The organism is Gordonia jinhuaensis (genome assembly GCF_014639795.1).
Lineage (GTDB): Bacteria > Actinomycetota > Actinomycetes > Mycobacteriales > Mycobacteriaceae > Gordonia_B > Gordonia_B jinhuaensis.
The window spans coordinates 126309-141926 of sequence record NZ_BMGC01000004.1 but is presented as its reverse complement, the minus strand read 5'-3'; the positions used below and the strand labels follow the sequence as shown (position 1 = coordinate 141926).

Annotated in this window: 10 protein-coding genes; 9 read left to right on the top strand and 1 reads right to left on the bottom strand. The window is 68.9% G+C overall.

Annotated features, from left to right (window positions below):
* Nucleotides 1-54: 54 nt before the first annotated feature.
* From IEW22_RS04550 to IEW22_RS04515, 8 genes are all read left to right on the top strand, one after another.
* Nucleotides 55-1017, top strand: a complete 963-nt coding sequence (locus IEW22_RS04550) for an electron transfer flavoprotein subunit alpha/FixB family protein (RefSeq protein ID WP_188585407.1) — start codon at nucleotides 55-57, stop codon at nucleotides 1015-1017.
* Between the two features lie 207 nt (nucleotides 1018-1224).
* Nucleotides 1225-2133, top strand: coding sequence for a lysophospholipid acyltransferase family protein (locus IEW22_RS04545; protein ID WP_188585406.1), 909 nt, complete (start codon nucleotides 1225-1227; stop codon nucleotides 2131-2133).
* A 100-nt stretch (nucleotides 2134-2233) separates the two neighbouring features.
* On the top strand, nucleotides 2234-3790 hold the full coding sequence (locus IEW22_RS04540; protein ID WP_188585405.1) for an MFS transporter: 1557 nt from the start codon (nucleotides 2234-2236) through the stop codon (nucleotides 3788-3790).
* A gap of 44 nt (nucleotides 3791-3834) precedes the next feature.
* Nucleotides 3835-7401 (top strand): AfsR/SARP family transcriptional regulator, encoded by a 3567-nt coding sequence (locus IEW22_RS04535; protein ID WP_188585404.1) that lies wholly within the window; start codon nucleotides 3835-3837, stop codon nucleotides 7399-7401.
* A gap of 228 nt (nucleotides 7402-7629) precedes the next feature.
* Nucleotides 7630-8958, top strand: a complete 1329-nt coding sequence (locus IEW22_RS04530; RefSeq protein WP_188585494.1) for an FAD-binding oxidoreductase — start codon at nucleotides 7630-7632, stop codon at nucleotides 8956-8958.
* Between the two features lie 94 nt (nucleotides 8959-9052).
* Entirely contained in the window at nucleotides 9053-10258 is a 1206-nt protein-coding gene (locus IEW22_RS04525; RefSeq protein ID WP_188585403.1) for a cysteine desulfurase family protein, read from the top strand.
* The gene (gene mnmA, locus IEW22_RS04520) at nucleotides 10258-11409 is read left to right on the top strand and encodes a tRNA 2-thiouridine(34) synthase MnmA (RefSeq protein WP_188585402.1); all 1152 of its coding nucleotides are present in this window, start codon (nucleotides 10258-10260) and stop codon (nucleotides 11407-11409) included. Before IEW22_RS04525 ends, mnmA begins: the two co-directional genes overlap by 1 nt.
* Entirely contained in the window at nucleotides 11406-12437 is a 1032-nt protein-coding gene (locus IEW22_RS04515; RefSeq protein ID WP_188585401.1) for a uroporphyrinogen decarboxylase/cobalamine-independent methonine synthase family protein, read from the top strand. Before mnmA ends, IEW22_RS04515 begins: the two co-directional genes overlap by 4 nt.
* 36 nt (nucleotides 12438-12473) lie before the next feature.
* Here the strand turns inward: IEW22_RS04515 and IEW22_RS04510 are convergent, their stop codons facing one another.
* Nucleotides 12474-13148 carry a L,D-transpeptidase gene (locus IEW22_RS04510; protein ID WP_229742174.1) on the bottom strand — a complete coding sequence of 225 codons (675 nt, stop codon included), beginning with the start codon at nucleotides 13146-13148 and terminating at the stop codon, nucleotides 12474-12476.
* Between the two features lie 368 nt (nucleotides 13149-13516).
* On the opposite strand from IEW22_RS04510, the gene ligA reads away from it, so the two are divergent.
* Nucleotides 13517-15598: an NAD-dependent DNA ligase LigA gene (gene ligA / locus IEW22_RS04505; protein ID WP_188585493.1), complete on the top strand. Its 2082-nt coding sequence runs from the start codon at nucleotides 13517-13519 to the stop codon at nucleotides 15596-15598.
* The last annotated feature ends 20 nt before the right edge of the window (nucleotides 15599-15618 follow it).

Here is a 15618-nt window from a genome sequence, read left to right as displayed (position 1 = left end):
TCTCACGCCGATCGACTCACCTCACACACGCCCACATTTCGTAGGAGAAAAATCATGGCAGAAGTTCTCGTCCTCGCAGAGGTCGATGCCGAGGGCGGCCTGAAGAAGGTCACCGGCGAACTCATCACCGCTGCACGCTCGCTCGGCACCCCATCGGTGGTCGTCGTCGGCAAGCCCGGCACCGCAGCCGGTATCACCGACGCGCTCAAGGAATTCGGCGCCGAGAAGATCTACGTCGCCGAGTCCGACGATGCGGCCGGTTACCTGGTCAGCCCCAAGGTCGACGTGCTCGGCGCGGTCGCCGAGCAGGCGAGCCCGGCCGGTGTGATCGTCGCGGCCAACGCCGACGGCAAGGAGATCGCCGGTCGTCTGGCCGTGCGCCTGGGCTCGGGTGTCCTGATCGACATCATCGACCTGAAGAGCGACGGCACCGGTGTGCACTCGATCTTCGGTGGTGCGTTCACCGTCGACGCCAAGGCCAAGGGCGAGGTCCCGGTCTACGCGCTGCGTCCCGGTGGTGTCGAGGCCGCTCCGCAGGCCGGCGCCGGTGAGGTCGTCGAGGTCGCGGTGCCTGCCGTCGCCGAGAACGCGGTGAAGATCACCAAGGTCGAGCCCAACGTCGGTGGCGAGCGCCCCGAACTCACCGAGGCCTCGATCGTGGTGTCCGGCGGCCGTGGTGTCGGCTCGGAGGACAAGTTCCACGAGGTCATCGAACCGCTCGCCGATTCACTCGGTGCTGCGGTCGGCGCCTCGCGCGCGGCCGTCGATTCCGGGTACTACCCGGGTCAGTTCCAGGTCGGCCAGACGGGTAAGACCGTTTCGCCGCAGCTGTACGTCGCGCTGGGCATCTCCGGTGCCATCCAGCACCGCGCCGGCATGCAGACCTCGAAGACCATCGTGGCGGTCAACAAGGACGAAGAGGCCCCGATCTTCGAGATCAGCGATTACGGCATCATCGGCGACCTGTTCAACGTCGCACCGCAGCTGACCGACGAGGTCAAGAAGCGTAAGGGCTGATCACCCGGCCCATCGGGTGGGCGCTCTGCGCCAATCCCGGCAGGTGCCCCTGCAGCGCTCACCGCGTTGCGGGGGCATCGTCGTGTAACGGCAGGTGAACGCCGTGTCTGGCGTTCACCGCGCACCGGCGGAGCTTTCATCGGGACGGCATCGACACGTCACGCCGACGACGGCGACCGGCCTGCTCGGCCGACTAGACCTGTGGGTATGGGTGTCACCGATCCCGTTCAGCGGGTGACCGGCTCCGGTCTCCCGACGCACTCCTGGTATCCGGTCAGCGTCTGCGACGCCGGATGCGTTCATCCCGAGATCGCGGTGGGCGCCGCAGTGCGGGCCGGCCGGATCGTGTGTGCGGTGGCAGTGGTGGTGTGGGCGGCGGTGATGATGCCCGTGGTGGTGATGTCACCGCGGTCGATCCGGCAGAGGTACGTGCGCACGTTGTGCCGCCTGCTGCTGCGCGCCCTCGGGGTTCGGCTGGAGGTCAGCGACCAGCGCGTCGGCCGCGCTCCCGGCCGCCGATCGAGGATGTCCGGTCCGCCCAGTGCGCTGGTCGTGGCCAACCACACGTCATGTCTGGACATCCCCGCCATCGCCGCGGTGCTTCCCTCACGCTTCGTCACCAAATCCGAGCTCTGCCACCGGCCGGTGGTCGCCGCGATCGCGGGCCGGGTGCGTGCGATCCCGATCATGCGGCGGTCACTGCGCGACCTGCCCGCGGTGGTGGATCTCATCGGCGAGGGGATCGCCGCCGGTGATCATGTGTGCGTGTTCCCCGAGGGCACCACTCACTGCGGCCGGCACGTCGGCGACTTCCATCCCGCGGTGTTCCAGGCCGCTGTCGACGCACAGACACCGGTCCAGCCGGTGCGGCTGGAGTTCTCCATCTGCGGGCGTCCCACCACGCACGCGTCGTTCATCGGTGACGACGGCATCGGCGACACCCTCGGACGGGTGCTGCGAACCCAGGGGCTGATGGTGAGAGTGGTGTTGCTGGACATGCAGGCGCCCGGAGACGACCGGCGTGAACTGTCGCGACGCTGCGAGGCGCTCATCCATCCCGTGCACACCGGAGCGGCGGCTGCGGGCAGTACCGCTGCGCTGTCGCTCGCGGGCTGAGGTCTCGGTCGCCCATGTCGGCCTGATCGGGTCGGCACCAAGAAGTCTCCAAGCGCGTGCGCCGACGCTGAGATCCATCCATTCAGCGAAGGGCTTCGACATGACAGGTAGATCCTCTCTCGGCAGATCTTCTCCCGGCACATCTTCTCGCGGCAGATCTTCTCGCGGCGCCGCCGCCGGCAAGGCATACGGGAGCGGCACCGGGACATTCGGTCCGATCGGATCGGAGGTGCGTACCCCGTTCACCACCACGCAGCGTGCGACTCTGGCGGTCGTCTGCGTCGCCACGGCGATGCTCATGCTCGACATCGCGGTGGTGAACACCGCACTCCCGGCCATCGCCGGTGAATTCCACGCGCAGATGACCGCGCTGACCTGGGTGGTCGACGGCTACACACTGGCACTGGCGTCGTTGGTGCTCAGCGCCGGTGCTGCGGCAGACCGGATCGGCAGACGTGCGGCATTTCTCGTCGGCGCAGCACTGTTCACCGTCGCCTCGCTGCTCTGTGCGCTCGCCCCGGGTATCGGGGCGCTCGACCTGGCCCGAGTGGCTCAGGGTGTCGGTGCCGCGCTGCTGTTCGCCTCCTCATTGGCGTTGCTCGCCGGCGCCTTCACCGCAGCCGGTCAGCGTTCGCGCGCACTGGCCGCCTACGGGGCGACCATCGGCGCCTCATTCGCCATCGGACCGCTCCTCGGGGGCGTGCTGACCGAGGTGTTCGGGTGGCGGGCGATCTTCGTCGTCAACGTCCCGGTGGGTGTGGTGATGATCATCGCGGCCACCCGTATCCCCGAATCCCGCAGTGCGACACCGCGTCACGGTGATCTGTGGGGTCAGGCGGCCGCGATCGTGGGGCTGACCGCGCTCACCTACGGCTTCTTCGAGGCCGGCGACAAGGGGTGGTCGGCCGGTTCGGCACTCGTCGCCTTCGGTGTCGCAGCCGTCGCGGGGATCGCCTTCTGTGTGATCGAGGAACTGGTGGACCAGCCGATGCTCCCGCCGGCGATGCTGGCCCGGTTACCGTTCGCCGGCGCCCAAGCGGCGACGTTCGCGATCTCCGCCTCGCTGTTCGCCGTCTTCGTCTACGTCACCATTCACCTGCAGGGCGTACTGGGACTGTCACCGATCGCGGCCGGACTGGTGTATCTGCCGGGGACGGCGGCGATGGTGATCGCCGCGGCCGTCACCGATCGGATCGTCAGCCGCGTGCCCGCCTGGGTGCTGCTCTCGATCGCGTTGGCTGCGGTGGCGGCGGGGCTGGCACTCATGGCGATGGCGACCGGCGGCCGAGGCGCGGTGGCGTTGATCCCGGGATTCCTGGTCGCCTGCGTGGGCGCGGGGGTGTTCAACCCGGTGGTCAGCGGCGTGGTTCTCGCCGAGAGTCACTCCGATGACGTCGGACTGGCGTCGGGAATCAACGACGTGTTCCGTCAGTCGGGGATCGCGCTGGGTGTCGCGGCGTTGGGGGCGGTCCTGCCGGCCCACTCGGTGCTCACCGGCGGATCGCGCGCGGACTACGTCGACGGGGTGCGGACGGCCGAATGGATCGCCTGCGCGATCGCGCTGATCGGGGCACTGGCGGTGGTGGTGACGATGCGTCGGGCGCGCGCGGTGCCCGATGATGCGGGCACCGACATGGTGCATGCGGACGTAAACTGATCGCAAAGTCACACCACGAATCCGGTCGTGAGCGAGGTGACCTGATGCGCACATATCTCGTGCTCGGTCCTCTGGAAGTGCGTCGTGACTCGATCACCCTGGACCTGGGCCCGCCCAAACAGCGCGCCGTGTTGGCGGCACTGCTGCTCGCCCGTGGATCGGTGGTCTCGGTCGACCGCCTCGTCGACATGGTCTGGGGTCCCGAACCTCCGCATGCAGCGATCACGAGTCTGCAGGCCTACATCTCCAACCTGCGACGTGTCCTGCGCGGCGACACCGGTGATCCCTCACCGATCGAACGGGTCGCACCGGGCTATCGTCTCGTCCTCGCCGACGATCACCTCGACCTGATCGACGTCGACGAGCTCGCCGCGCAGGTCCGCGCCGCAGCCGAGGACGGCCGGTGGACCGACGTGCTGACCGCGACCGAGCAGGCGATCGGACTGTGGCGCGGGCCGATGTTGCCTGAACTCGCCGACGAGAAATGGGTCGCAGTGCAGACCGCCGGGCTCGCCGAGACGCGGATCGGGATCATCGAGGCACGGGTGGCCGCGTTGCTGGCGACCGCCGACACCAGTGCGGCGCTTCGTGAGATCTCCGCGCTGCGGACACAGGACCGGTTGCGCGACCGCGGCGTGTGGCTGCAGATGGTCGCGCTGCATCAGGCCGGCCGCAGCACCGAAGCCCTCGAGGCCTATGCCGCACATGTGGCCGTCCTCGACGAGGAACTGGGGATCGACCCGGGCACACCGCTGCGGGAGTTGCAGTCGGCCATCCTGCGCCATGATCCGGCGGTCGCATCGTGGCCACGCGCTCCGGGTTCGCCGGTCTCCGCTGCCATCGGTTCTGCCGACACGAGCCGGGGCACCGATGCGGTCAGGGCCGCTGAAGGGCGCAGTCCCGCGGTGGCTGCGCACGACCCGACCGGACCGTGTGATCCGCTGGTCGGCCGGACCGCCGAACGCGAAGCGCTCGCGGAGTTGTTCACCGACGAACGGCGACAAGGGTTTCGGGTTCTGGGATTGTCGGGGCCGCCCGGGATCGGAAAGACGCGGCTGGCGCAGGAGGCGGTGCGCCTTGCGCGCTGCGACGGCGACACCGTGATCTGGGTGCGATGCCCCGACGTCGAGGCGTGTCCGGCGTGGTGGCCGATGCGGCAGTTGTGCCGTGATCTCGGTGCCGACCCCGACGAGCTGCTGGCGATCCCCGCCGGTGCCGACGCCGACACCGCCCGGTTCACCGTCTACGAACGCATGCAGGCTCTGCTCGCCGATGCCACGGCCGGGACACCGGTGACGATCGTGGTCGACGACGTGCAGTGGGCCGACTCGATGTCACTGGGTCTGCTCACGTATATGACTGCGGCACTGCGTGATCGCCCGCTATGTGTGATCGTCACGATGCGCGAGCAGACCACACGTGCGGACCTGTCCCGGTTGCGGGAGAACATCATTCGAAGCGGTGGTCGGGTGTTCGACCTCGGCGAACTGGACAGATGTGAGGTGCACTCCCTGGCCGGCACCATCGCCAGCCTGGAGGCCGACGAAGTCGACGAGCTGTTCGCGCGCACCGGAGGAAACCCGCTGTTCGTCTCGGAATATGCGCGGCTGCCGGCGGATCGGCGTGGTGAGGCGGTGCCCTCGGCGGTACGTGCGGTACTCGATCGGCGTCTCGCGGCGCTCGATCCGACCGTACGTGAGGTGCTCGGTGTCGCGGCGGTGATCGGGGATGAGATCGATGCGACTCTTCTCGCCGCCGTCACCGGCCGAGACCTCGATCTGGTGGCCGACTGTCTTGACGAGGCCGCCGACGAACGCATCGTCGTCACGCCCGCCGGCAGACAGTCGACGGTCTTCGCCCATGCGCTGCTGCGTGAGGAGGCGATGTCCTCGGTCCGCGATCTGCGTCGCTGCCGAATACATCTGCGGGCCGCTCGGGTGGTGACGCAGATCGGCGGACATGACGCGATTGCTCGTCGTGCGACGCATCTGCTCGCGGCCCTGCCGCTCGCCGAGACCGCCGACGTGCTCGCCGCTTGCCAGGCCGCGGCGCAGGAGGCCACCGGCCGGTGGGATTCCGACAGCGCGGCGTACTGGCTGCAGGCGGCGTTGGACACCTATGAGTCGATGCCGATCGCCGAACAGGATTCCGGCGAGCGCGACGATCTGCTGGTGGCGATGCTCGATGCGCATACGCGGGCCGGACGTGCGCAGGTGGTGATCGACACCGTGACCGCGCGGATGTCCGAGGCGATCGCGCTCGGGGCGGCGCGTAGCGTCGGGCGGCTGGCCGCGGTACTGCTGCGCGCCGGCGGTGGGTGGCCGTGGATTCCGCCCACCGGTGAGGTCGGTGCGTTACGTGAGGTCCTCGTCGAGGCGAGCAGGTGCGCACGCGGCGATCCGGCCAGTGCGGCACGGGTTCTCGCGGCACTGGCAGTGTGCCACTGCTATCACCCCGATCCGGCGATCTGCGCGGGCCACCTCCGTGGCGCTCGCGATCTCGCCGCCTCGCTCGACCACACAGAGGCCCGGTCTGACGTGAGGGCTGAGGTGAGAGCCGATGTCCTGCTCGCCGAATTGATCGCCTACTCGGGCGTCGCCGACCATGCCGAACGCAACATCGCAGTGGCCCAATTGCTCTCGACGTCGGAGCATTCCTCGGCGGCCGTCGACGCGGTGATCGCCGACTCGGTGGCAACGATGGCGACGATGACACTCGGCGACATCGACACGACCGAACGCCATCTGCGGCGCGGGATCGTCGGCAGTGAACAGATGCGCCTGCCCATCCTGCGCGCACAGCTGCGCTGGATGGAAGCCGCACTCGCTGTGTGGCGAGGCGAATTCGGCCGCGCTGCAGACCATTTCCGCACCGCGATCGCCGTGCATCAGCAGACGCAGCTCTACGTCGCCGGCAGTGGTGCGCTGGCGATGATGGCGATGGCCACCCAGCACGGACTCTTCGACGACATCGTCGACCAGGTGCTCGGCACCTGGGGCGGCGACCGCATGCAGTGGGTCCGCCAGACGATGGCAGCCCGCCCCGGCGACGCCGTGGTCGCAGTGCTCACCGCCGGTGTCGCGGTGGCTGCCGGGGTCGATGGTGACCAACGACTGGCCGCCGAGATCGTCGACAGGTGGCGCGGCGCGGACGGACCGATGATGTGGACGTCACTTGCCCATGCGGTGATCCTCGCCGACATCGTGGTCGATCTGGGTCTGCTCGAACGAGCGAGGGAATTCATCGACTATCTCGAGCCGTTCCGGCACTGCATCGCGACCGTCGGTCAGGTCGGGTGCTTGGGGCCGGTCGCACTGGCACTGGCCGACCTGTACGCACTGTGCGCAGACGGCGACCGCGCGAGGGCTGCGCTCGCCGACGCGCGTGCGCTGTCCGATCGAGGAGGCAGTGAGCCGGGGCTGCTGCGCTGTCGGCTGGCCGAACAGCGTCATCGACTGGCCCAACGGCCCTCTGGATCGGGTGATCTCCCGCACCACCGTGACCACCTGTCGGATCCGTGGCGGGATGTGGAACTGGCCGACATCGAGGTGCGCGCACGCCGCATCGGTCTGATCGCGGTGGCCGACGCCGCACATGCGCTGCGCGGCTGAGGCCCTGCGCCATGCGTTCGCCAAGACGGCGCCAAGACGACACCGCCAGTGTTCAGGACATCGATATCTCGACTCCCCGGATATCTCGATCCCGAAAGCGAGGACGCCGTGTCCCAGCACATCACCTCCGAATCAGCCGCCACCGGCCCTGATCTCACCCACCCTGACCCGCCTCGACCTGACCCGACCGGTGACGGTGCTGACCCCACCGAAGTACGCCTCACCGAATTGCGCCGGCGTATCCGTGGCGGCATTCACGTCCCGGGAGACCCGGCCTACCCGACCGCCGGGTTCAACGTGGCCGTCACCCGGAATCCCTGGGCGGTGGTCGATGTGTGCGATGCGCGCGACGTCGCCGACGTGGTCGCCGTCGCCGGGGTCACCGCCACGACCGTGGCGGTGGCGGCGACGGGCCATGGCGGAACCGACGTCGGCGACGGGTCGATCCTCGTGCGCACCGCGGCACTGGATCGATGCGAGGTCGACCCGGTGTCGGCGACAGCACGCGTGGGCGCCGGAGTTCGCTGGCAGACCGTCATCGAACAGGCGGCCCGTCACGGGTTGGCGCCACTGTGCGGGTCGGCCCCCGGTGTCGGGGTCGCCGGCCTGATCAGCGGGGGAGGTATCGGGCCACTCGTACGCACCTTCGGCGCCACCGCCGATCATGTCCGCTCGATCGAGGTGGTGACCGGCGACGGCATGCTCGCGCGGGCGACCCCGGAAGACCACACCGACTTGTTCTGGGGGCTCCGTGGCGGCAAGGCCACCCTCGGCCTCATCACCGAATGCGTCATCGATCTCTTTCCGCTGTCCGAGATCGTCGGCGGCGCACTGTATTTCGATGCCGCCGATGCGCCAGAGGTGCTCACCGCCTGGCAACGGTGGTGCGCGGACATGCCCCGCTCGGCCAGCACGTCACTGGCGCTGTTGCGGCTGCCGGATCTGCCCGGCGTGCCGCGGCCGTTGGCCGGGCGGGCGACAATCGCGGTGCGCTTTGCCTGCGTGGAGGATCTCGGCACCGCAACCAACATCCTCGCGCCGATGCGTGCGGTCGCGACGCCGCTCATCGACACCGTGGGCATGCTGCCGTATCCGGCCATCGGCGCGATCCATGCCGACCCCGTCGAACCGATACCCAGCCACGATGACGGCACCCTGCTCTCCGACCTCCCCGATGAGGCCCTCGAGGTACTGCTGCGCCACGCCGGCCCCGATGTCCGGACCCCGCTGTTGATGGTCGAACTGCGTCTGCTCGGGGGTGCCTACGCCGAGGAACCGCGCGTTGCCGGAGCACTGAGCCATCGCCGGGCCAGTCACAACCTGCATGCGGTGGGAGTGCTCGCCGGCCCCGGCGCGGCCAGCGTGCGCACCGCTACCGATGCGCTGCTGGCCGACATGTCGGCATGGGCGTGCGGGCGTCTGCCGAACTTCACCGCATCGTCGGACCCTGCCGTGATCAGGTCCTGCTACGACGACCCGACCGCCGATCGACTGGCACGGCTGGCTCGTGAGTTCGATCCGCGCGGTGTGCTCGCCGTGGGCCAGGTGATGAGGTGAAGGTGATGAGGTGAGCCCGGCCATGGCGCGTGTGTGTCGGCGAGCAGCGGCCGGAATTGGCCACCGACCCCACGGTGTCTATGCTTGACACGGTATGTCTTCTTCGTCCGTGCGCTCTGTCTACCTCGATCACGCCGCATCCACACCGATGCGTGCCGATGCTCTCGAGGCGATGACGTCGGCGCTGGCCGAGACCGCCAATCCCTCCTCGCTACACGGCTCCGGTCGCCGAGCGCGCCGCCGTCTGGAGGAGGCGCGCGAGTCGGTTGCGGCGTCGCTGGGCGCCCGCCCGTCCGAGGTGCTCTTCACCTCGGGGGGTACCGAGAGCGACAACATCGCCGTGAAGGGCATCTACATGGCCCGCAGAGCGGCCGACCCGCGTCGACGCCGGGTGGTCATCTCGGCGGTCGAGCATCACGCCGTCATCGACGCCGCCCAATGGCTGGCCGACGAGCAGGGCGCCGAACTGGTGATCCTCGGGGTCGACGAGACCGGATTCGTCCATCCCGAATCGTTGCGCTCCGAACTCGGTGCGCACGCCGACGAGGTCGCACTGGTGTCGGTGATGTGGGCCAACAACGAGGTCGGTACCGTGCAGCCGATCGCCGAATTGGCTTCGGTCGCAGCCGAGTTCGACATCCCGTTCCACACCGATGCGGTGCAGGCCGCCGGTCACGTGCCGGTCGACTTCGGGTCGGCGGGCGTGTCGGCGATGAGTGTGGCGGCACACAAGTTCGGCGGACCCCAGGGCGTGGGTGCACTGCTCCTGGGCCGCGGCGTTGCTTGCACCCCGCTGGTGCACGGTGGTGGCCACGAACGCGACACCCGCTCGGGCACCCAGAACGTCGCCGCAGCCACCGCCATGGCAGTCGCACTGCGTGGGTGCCTCGCCGAACTCGACACCGCCGCCGCGCGCACCGAGGCGCTGCGGGAGCGGCTGACCGAACGTCTGCTCGCGGTTCCCGGCGCCGTGGTCAACGGCCCTGCGGGTGGACCCCGCCTGCCGGGGATCGTGCATGTCAGTTTCCCCGGATGCGAGGGCGACTCGTTGCTGATGCTGCTCGATGCCCGCGGCATCGAGTGCTCGACGGGATCGGCGTGCACCGCCGGGGTCGCCAGCGCCAGCCATGTGTTGATGGCGATGGGGCGCAGCAACGCCCAGGCGCGCGGTTCGCTGCGGTTCAGCCTGTCGCCGGCCACCACCGCCGAGGAGATCGACCTGGTCGGTGACGTGATCGGCGAGGTCGTCGACCGTGCGCGCAACGCCGGCATGGCAACGGTTGCGGCAGGAGAGCGCTGATGCGAGTACTGGCAGCGATGAGTGGCGGCGTCGACTCGGCGGTGGCCGCCGCACGCGCCGTGGAGGCCGGACACGACGTGGTCGGTGTGCACCTGGCTCTCTCGAGCGCACCGGGCACTCTGCGCACCGGATCGCGCGGATGCTGTTCCCGTGAGGACGCCGACGATGCGCGCCGCGCCGCCGACGTGCTCGGCATCCCGTTCTACGTATGGGATTTCGCCGACCGCTTCAAAGAAGACGTGATCGACGAGTTCGTGGCCGCCTACGCCGCGGGCCAGACCCCCAACCCGTGCCTGACCTGCAACGAGAAGATCAAGTTCTCGGCGCTGGCCGACCGTGCCGTGGCCCTGGGATTCGACGCGGTGGTCACCGGGCATTACGCCCGCCTGTCACAGGGTGTGCTGCGCCGTGCCGTCGACGACGACAAGGACCAGTCGTATGTGCTCGCGGTACTCAACCGCGAGCAGTTGTCGCGGGCGATGTTCCCGGTGGGTGACACGCCCAAGCCGCAGATCCGCGAGGAGGCCGCTCGTCGCGGCCTGGCGGTGGCCGACAAGCCCGACTCCCACGACATCTGCTTCGTGCCGACCGGCGACACCAAGGCATTCCTCGGTGCCCGTATCGGTGTGCGGCCCGGCGCGATCGTCGACCACGCCTCCGGCGAACAACTCGCCGACCACGACGGCGTCCACGGCTTCACCATCGGCCAGCGCAAGGGGCTCGGTATCGACGCCCCGGCAGCCGACGGCCGCCCGCGTTATGTGACCGACATCGACCCGGCCACCGGCACGGTGACCGTCGGAACCTCACAGGACCTGCGGGTCTCGGCGATCCTGGCCGACCGTGTGGTGTGGACCGACGGCACCGAACGTGACGAGCCGTTCGAGGCGGTGGTGCAGGTGCGTGCCCACGGCGGACTTGCCCCGGTGACCGTGCACCCCGTCCGCCTCGACGACGACCGGCCAGGGTTCCGCCTCGACCTGCACACCCCGCTCGCCGGCGTGGCCCGCGGGCAGGCGGCGGTGCTGTACCGCCCCGACACCGACGGGGACGTGGTGGTCGGATCGGGGCGTATCTGTGCCACCGGCGATGCCGTGCCCGACGTGGCCGGCACCTCGATCAGCGATGGCGGGAGCGCACGCGCGCGATGACCGCACTCGGCGGTGGCCGCTCCACCGCGATCGGGTCGATGCCCGGCACCGATGCCCGGGTCGCCGCCGAGGTCGTGATCGGCGAACTCGACATCCCCACTCTCCCCGAACTACCCGCCCGTGGACTGGGTGCGGACATGATCGGTCGGGCCGCGGCGATCCTGGTCGACATGCCCGTCGACGTCGCCGCCTCCGGCTACCGTTTGGCCGCGCGGCCGACCATGCTGATGCGACGTGCGGTCGACCTGCTCCGGCAGGATCTCGATGCCGTCGAGGAGTTCTGGGAGAGATCGGGGCGTGACGGCGCCGAGTCCGATCTCACCATCAGCTGTGTGGGTCCCTACACCTTCGCCGCCTCGGCCGAACTGCCCAGTGGACACAAGATCATCGCCGATCGCGGTGCCACCGCCGACGTGGTCGACTCACTCACCGAGGGACTGTCGAGTCTGGTCGCCGAGGTGGCCCGCCGGCTCGGGGTCCGGGTGAACCTGCAGCTCGACGAGCCGTTGATCGGGCGGGTCATCGACGGCCACATCACCCCGTTGACCAGGCTGAACGTGATCGAGGCCGTACCCGCAGCGGTGGCGGGTGAACGTCTGACGGCGGTGTTCACCGGCGTCGGGGTGCCCGGGATCCTGCATGATTGCGGAACGTTGCGCGCCGATCTCGTCGCCGCGATGCCGCCGATGACAAGCGGTCAGGTGGCGTGGTCGGTGGACCTGGGGCAGGTGCGCGGCGGCGCCGACCTCGATGCGATCGGGTCGTTGCTCGACGGCGGCGGGGAACTCGTCGCCGGGGCGGTCGAGTCGGTCCGTACCCAGCCCGCACCGCACCTCGACGACGTTCTGGCGCGCCTCATTTCGCTTGTCGACCGCATCGGTCTGCCGAGATCGGTGCTGGCCGAACAGGTTCTGGTGAGCCCCGCCTGTGGTCTGGCCGGGGCCACCGATGACTGGTCGCGCGAGGCGTTGTCGCTGTGCAGCCGGGCGGCGGCTGCCCTCGCCGACGATCCCGAGGCGATCGGGTAGTCGCGCCCGACCGACACCGGGCGTGGTTCGGGCACATCACGCGGTGACGGTGACCGTGGTGCCCTCCAGCGCCCATGTGTAGAGCCCCGACATCATCTCGGCGGGTACGTGCACACACCCGTGTGAGCCGAACCGCTTGTACATGTTGAGATCTCCGTACGGGAACTTCTGCCACGACGAATCGTGGAAGCCGATGTCCTCGAAATACGGGAGCCAATAGTGCACGAACACCCGATAATCCGGACCCCAGAGATATCGGTCGGTCTCGCGGGACTGGATCTGCCAGGTGCCCAGCGGTGTCCCGTCGCCCAGGTCCACACTGCCGGTGGTCACAGGGGAGTCGGCGTAGACGTTGGCGGCCTGACACAACCACATGTGCTGTGATCCGACGCTCACCACCACGCGACGCGGCAGAGTGTTGTCGCGGCACGGATCGGGTGCCGGAGTGGGCGGGGCCGACGCCGGCACGGCGGTCTCGGCCGCCGCACGCGGTGCCGGATCGTGCACGTTGAGCCGGACGATCACGCCGACCGACAATGCGATCACCGCGAGCAGACCGATCACCGGGAGTGCGTAGTCAGTGATGGCGCCAGTCGAGAGGCGGCCGAGTGGGAGGCGGCCGCGTGAGGAACTCGGCGAGTCGGGCGGCTGGCGATCGGGACGTGAGTCATCCCCACCGGTGCGATCGGTGGTGGCACGAGAATCGGGCACACCCATACGTCGAGAATTCCAACTTCTCTGGCACTTCGCCAGGGTCCGACGCCGCTGTGCCGCGGATCATTCGCGGCGGCAACCTCCTGACCTGCGGATAGTGGACGCCTTGCGACGGCGAATGTGTCCGCGTCGCATTCTCGGATAAGCGGCCAATCCGACGCCGCGTCCGCACAGACGTGCCGAAAGCGGCAGCGGGAGCTGTCGGTGCGCTCGACTAGCCTTGTAGCGTGACCGCTCGCCGCAGCTCCACCCGATCCGCCGCCTCCGACGACCCCGTCCAGGATCGCGCTCCCCAGGACACGGCCGCCGTTCGCGATGGCGCCGGTCCGGATGCCGGCGACCCGGGCACGGCCGATGGGGGCGAGCTGCGGACACAGTGGCAGGAGCTCGCCGACGAGGTGCGCGACCATCAGTTCCGCTATTACGTGAAGGACTCGCCGATCATCTCCGATGCGCAGTTCGACACACTGCTGCGCCGTCTGCAGAAACTCGAGGACGACCACCCGGAACTGGCCGCAGCCGATTCGCCGACCAAACTGGTCGGCGGCGGCTTCGCCACCGACTTCACCCCCGTCGATCACCTCGAACGGATGATGTCACTCGACAACGTCTTCGACGAGGAGGAGATGCGCGGCTGGATCTCGCGGGTCGAGGCCGACGCCGGGGTGTCGCCGGAGTTCTTGTGCGAGTTGAAGATCGACGGCGTCGCACTCGATCTGGTCTTCGAGAACGGCAGACTCGTGCGCGCGGCCACCCGCGGCGACGGGCGCACCGGTGAGGACGTGACGCTCAACGCACGCACCATCGACGACATCCCGGTCGCATTGACGGGCAGCGACGAGTACCCGGTTCCCGACGTCCTCGAAGTGCGCGGCGAGGTCTTCTTCCGCGTCGAGGAGTTCGAGGAACTCAACGCGTCACTGGTCGAATCGGGTAAGCCGCCGTTCGCCAATCCACGCAACTCCGCCGCCGGCTCGCTGCGCCAGAAGAACCCCCAGATCACCGCGGGGCGCCCGTTGCACATGATCTGTCACGGGATCGGCCACGTCGAGGGGTGGCGACCGGAGTCGCTGCACGACGCCTACCTCGCACTCGGCGCGTGGGGGCTGCCGGTGTCCACCCACACCTCCAAGGTCTCCGGCGCCGACGCGGTGATCGAGCGGATCTGGTACTGGGGCGAGCATCGTCACGACGTGGAGCACGAGATCGACGGTGTGGTGGTGAAGGTCGACGATTTCGCCATCCAGCGACGACTCGGGTCGACCTCGCGCGCCCCGCGGTGGGCCATCGCCTACAAATACCCGCCTGAAGAGGTGACCACCCGGCTGCTCGACATCCGAGTGAACGTCGGGCGCACCGGTCGCGTCACCCCGTTCGCCTACATGGAGCCGGTGACCGTTGCGGGGTCGACGGTCTCGCTCGCGACATTGCACAACGCCTCCGAGGTCGAGCGTAAGGGCGTGCTCATCGGCGACGTGGTGACCATCCGCAAGGCCGGTGACGTGATCCCCGAGGTTCTCGGTCCGGTCGTCGACCTGCGCGACGGCAGCGAACGCCGGTTCGTCATGCCCACCCACTGTCCCGAGTGCGGTTCGCCGCTGCGTCCGGAGAAGGAGGGCGACGCAGACATCCGCTGTCCCAATGCGCGCTCGTGTCCCGCACAGCTGCGCGAGCGGCTGTTCCACCTCGCCGGGCGCGGTGCCTTCGACATCGAGGCGCTGGGTTATGAGGCGGCGAGTGCGCTGTTGACCTCGCACATCATCGACAACGAGGGGGACCTCTTCTCGATCACCGCCGACGACCTGACCAGGTCGGATTTCTTCCTCACCAAGAAGGGGGAGCTCAGCGCCAACGGTAAGCGGCTGCTCGCCAATCTCGACGGCGCCAAGGATGTGCCGCTGTGGCGCGTGCTGGTGGGACTGTCGATCCGGCACGTCGGGCCCACCGCGGCACGGTCGCTGGCGTCGGAGTTCGGCAGCATCGACGCCATCGCGACCGCGACCGCCGAACAACTCGAGGCCACCGACGGTCTCGGCGCCACGCTGGCGCAGAGCGTGATCGATTGGTTCCGCGTCGACTGGCATCGCGAGATCGTGGACAAATGGCGCGCGGCCGGTGTGCGGATGGCCGACGAACGTGACGAGTCGGTGCCGCGCACGCTCGAGGGGTACACGATCGTGGTCACCGGTTCGCTGCAGAACTATTCGCGGGACGGCGCCAAGGAGGCGATCCTCGCCAGAGGCGGTAAGGCCGCCGGATCGGTGTCGAAGAAGACCGACTTCGTGGTCGTGGGCGATGCCCCGGGATCGAAGGCGGCCAAGGCGGAGTCGTTGGGGGTGCCGATCCTCGACGAGGACGGTTTCACCCGGCTTCTCGACGACGGACCGCCGGAGACGTCAGAACCCGACGATCCCGCCGCCGGGACCGACGATGCGTCGGATGGGTGACGCGGGCTGATCAGGGAGGG

Coding starts and splice junctions, on each gene's coding strand:
- IEW22_RS04545 (WP_188585406.1), top strand. CDS start 1,225: ATGGGTGTCACCGATCCCGTTCAGCGGGTGACCGGCTCCGGTCTCCCG.
- IEW22_RS04540 (WP_188585405.1), top strand. CDS start 2,234: ATGACAGGTAGATCCTCTCTCGGCAGATCTTCTCCCGGCACATCTTCT.
- IEW22_RS04525 (WP_188585403.1), top strand. CDS start 9,053: ATGTCTTCTTCGTCCGTGCGCTCTGTCTACCTCGATCACGCCGCATCC.
- IEW22_RS04515 (WP_188585401.1), top strand. CDS start 11,406: ATGACCGCACTCGGCGGTGGCCGCTCCACCGCGATCGGGTCGATGCCC.
- mnmA (WP_188585402.1), top strand. CDS start 10,258: ATGCGAGTACTGGCAGCGATGAGTGGCGGCGTCGACTCGGCGGTGGCC.
- IEW22_RS04550 (WP_188585407.1), top strand. CDS start 55: ATGGCAGAAGTTCTCGTCCTCGCAGAGGTCGATGCCGAGGGCGGCCTG.
- IEW22_RS04535 (WP_188585404.1), top strand. CDS start 3,835: ATGCGCACATATCTCGTGCTCGGTCCTCTGGAAGTGCGTCGTGACTCG.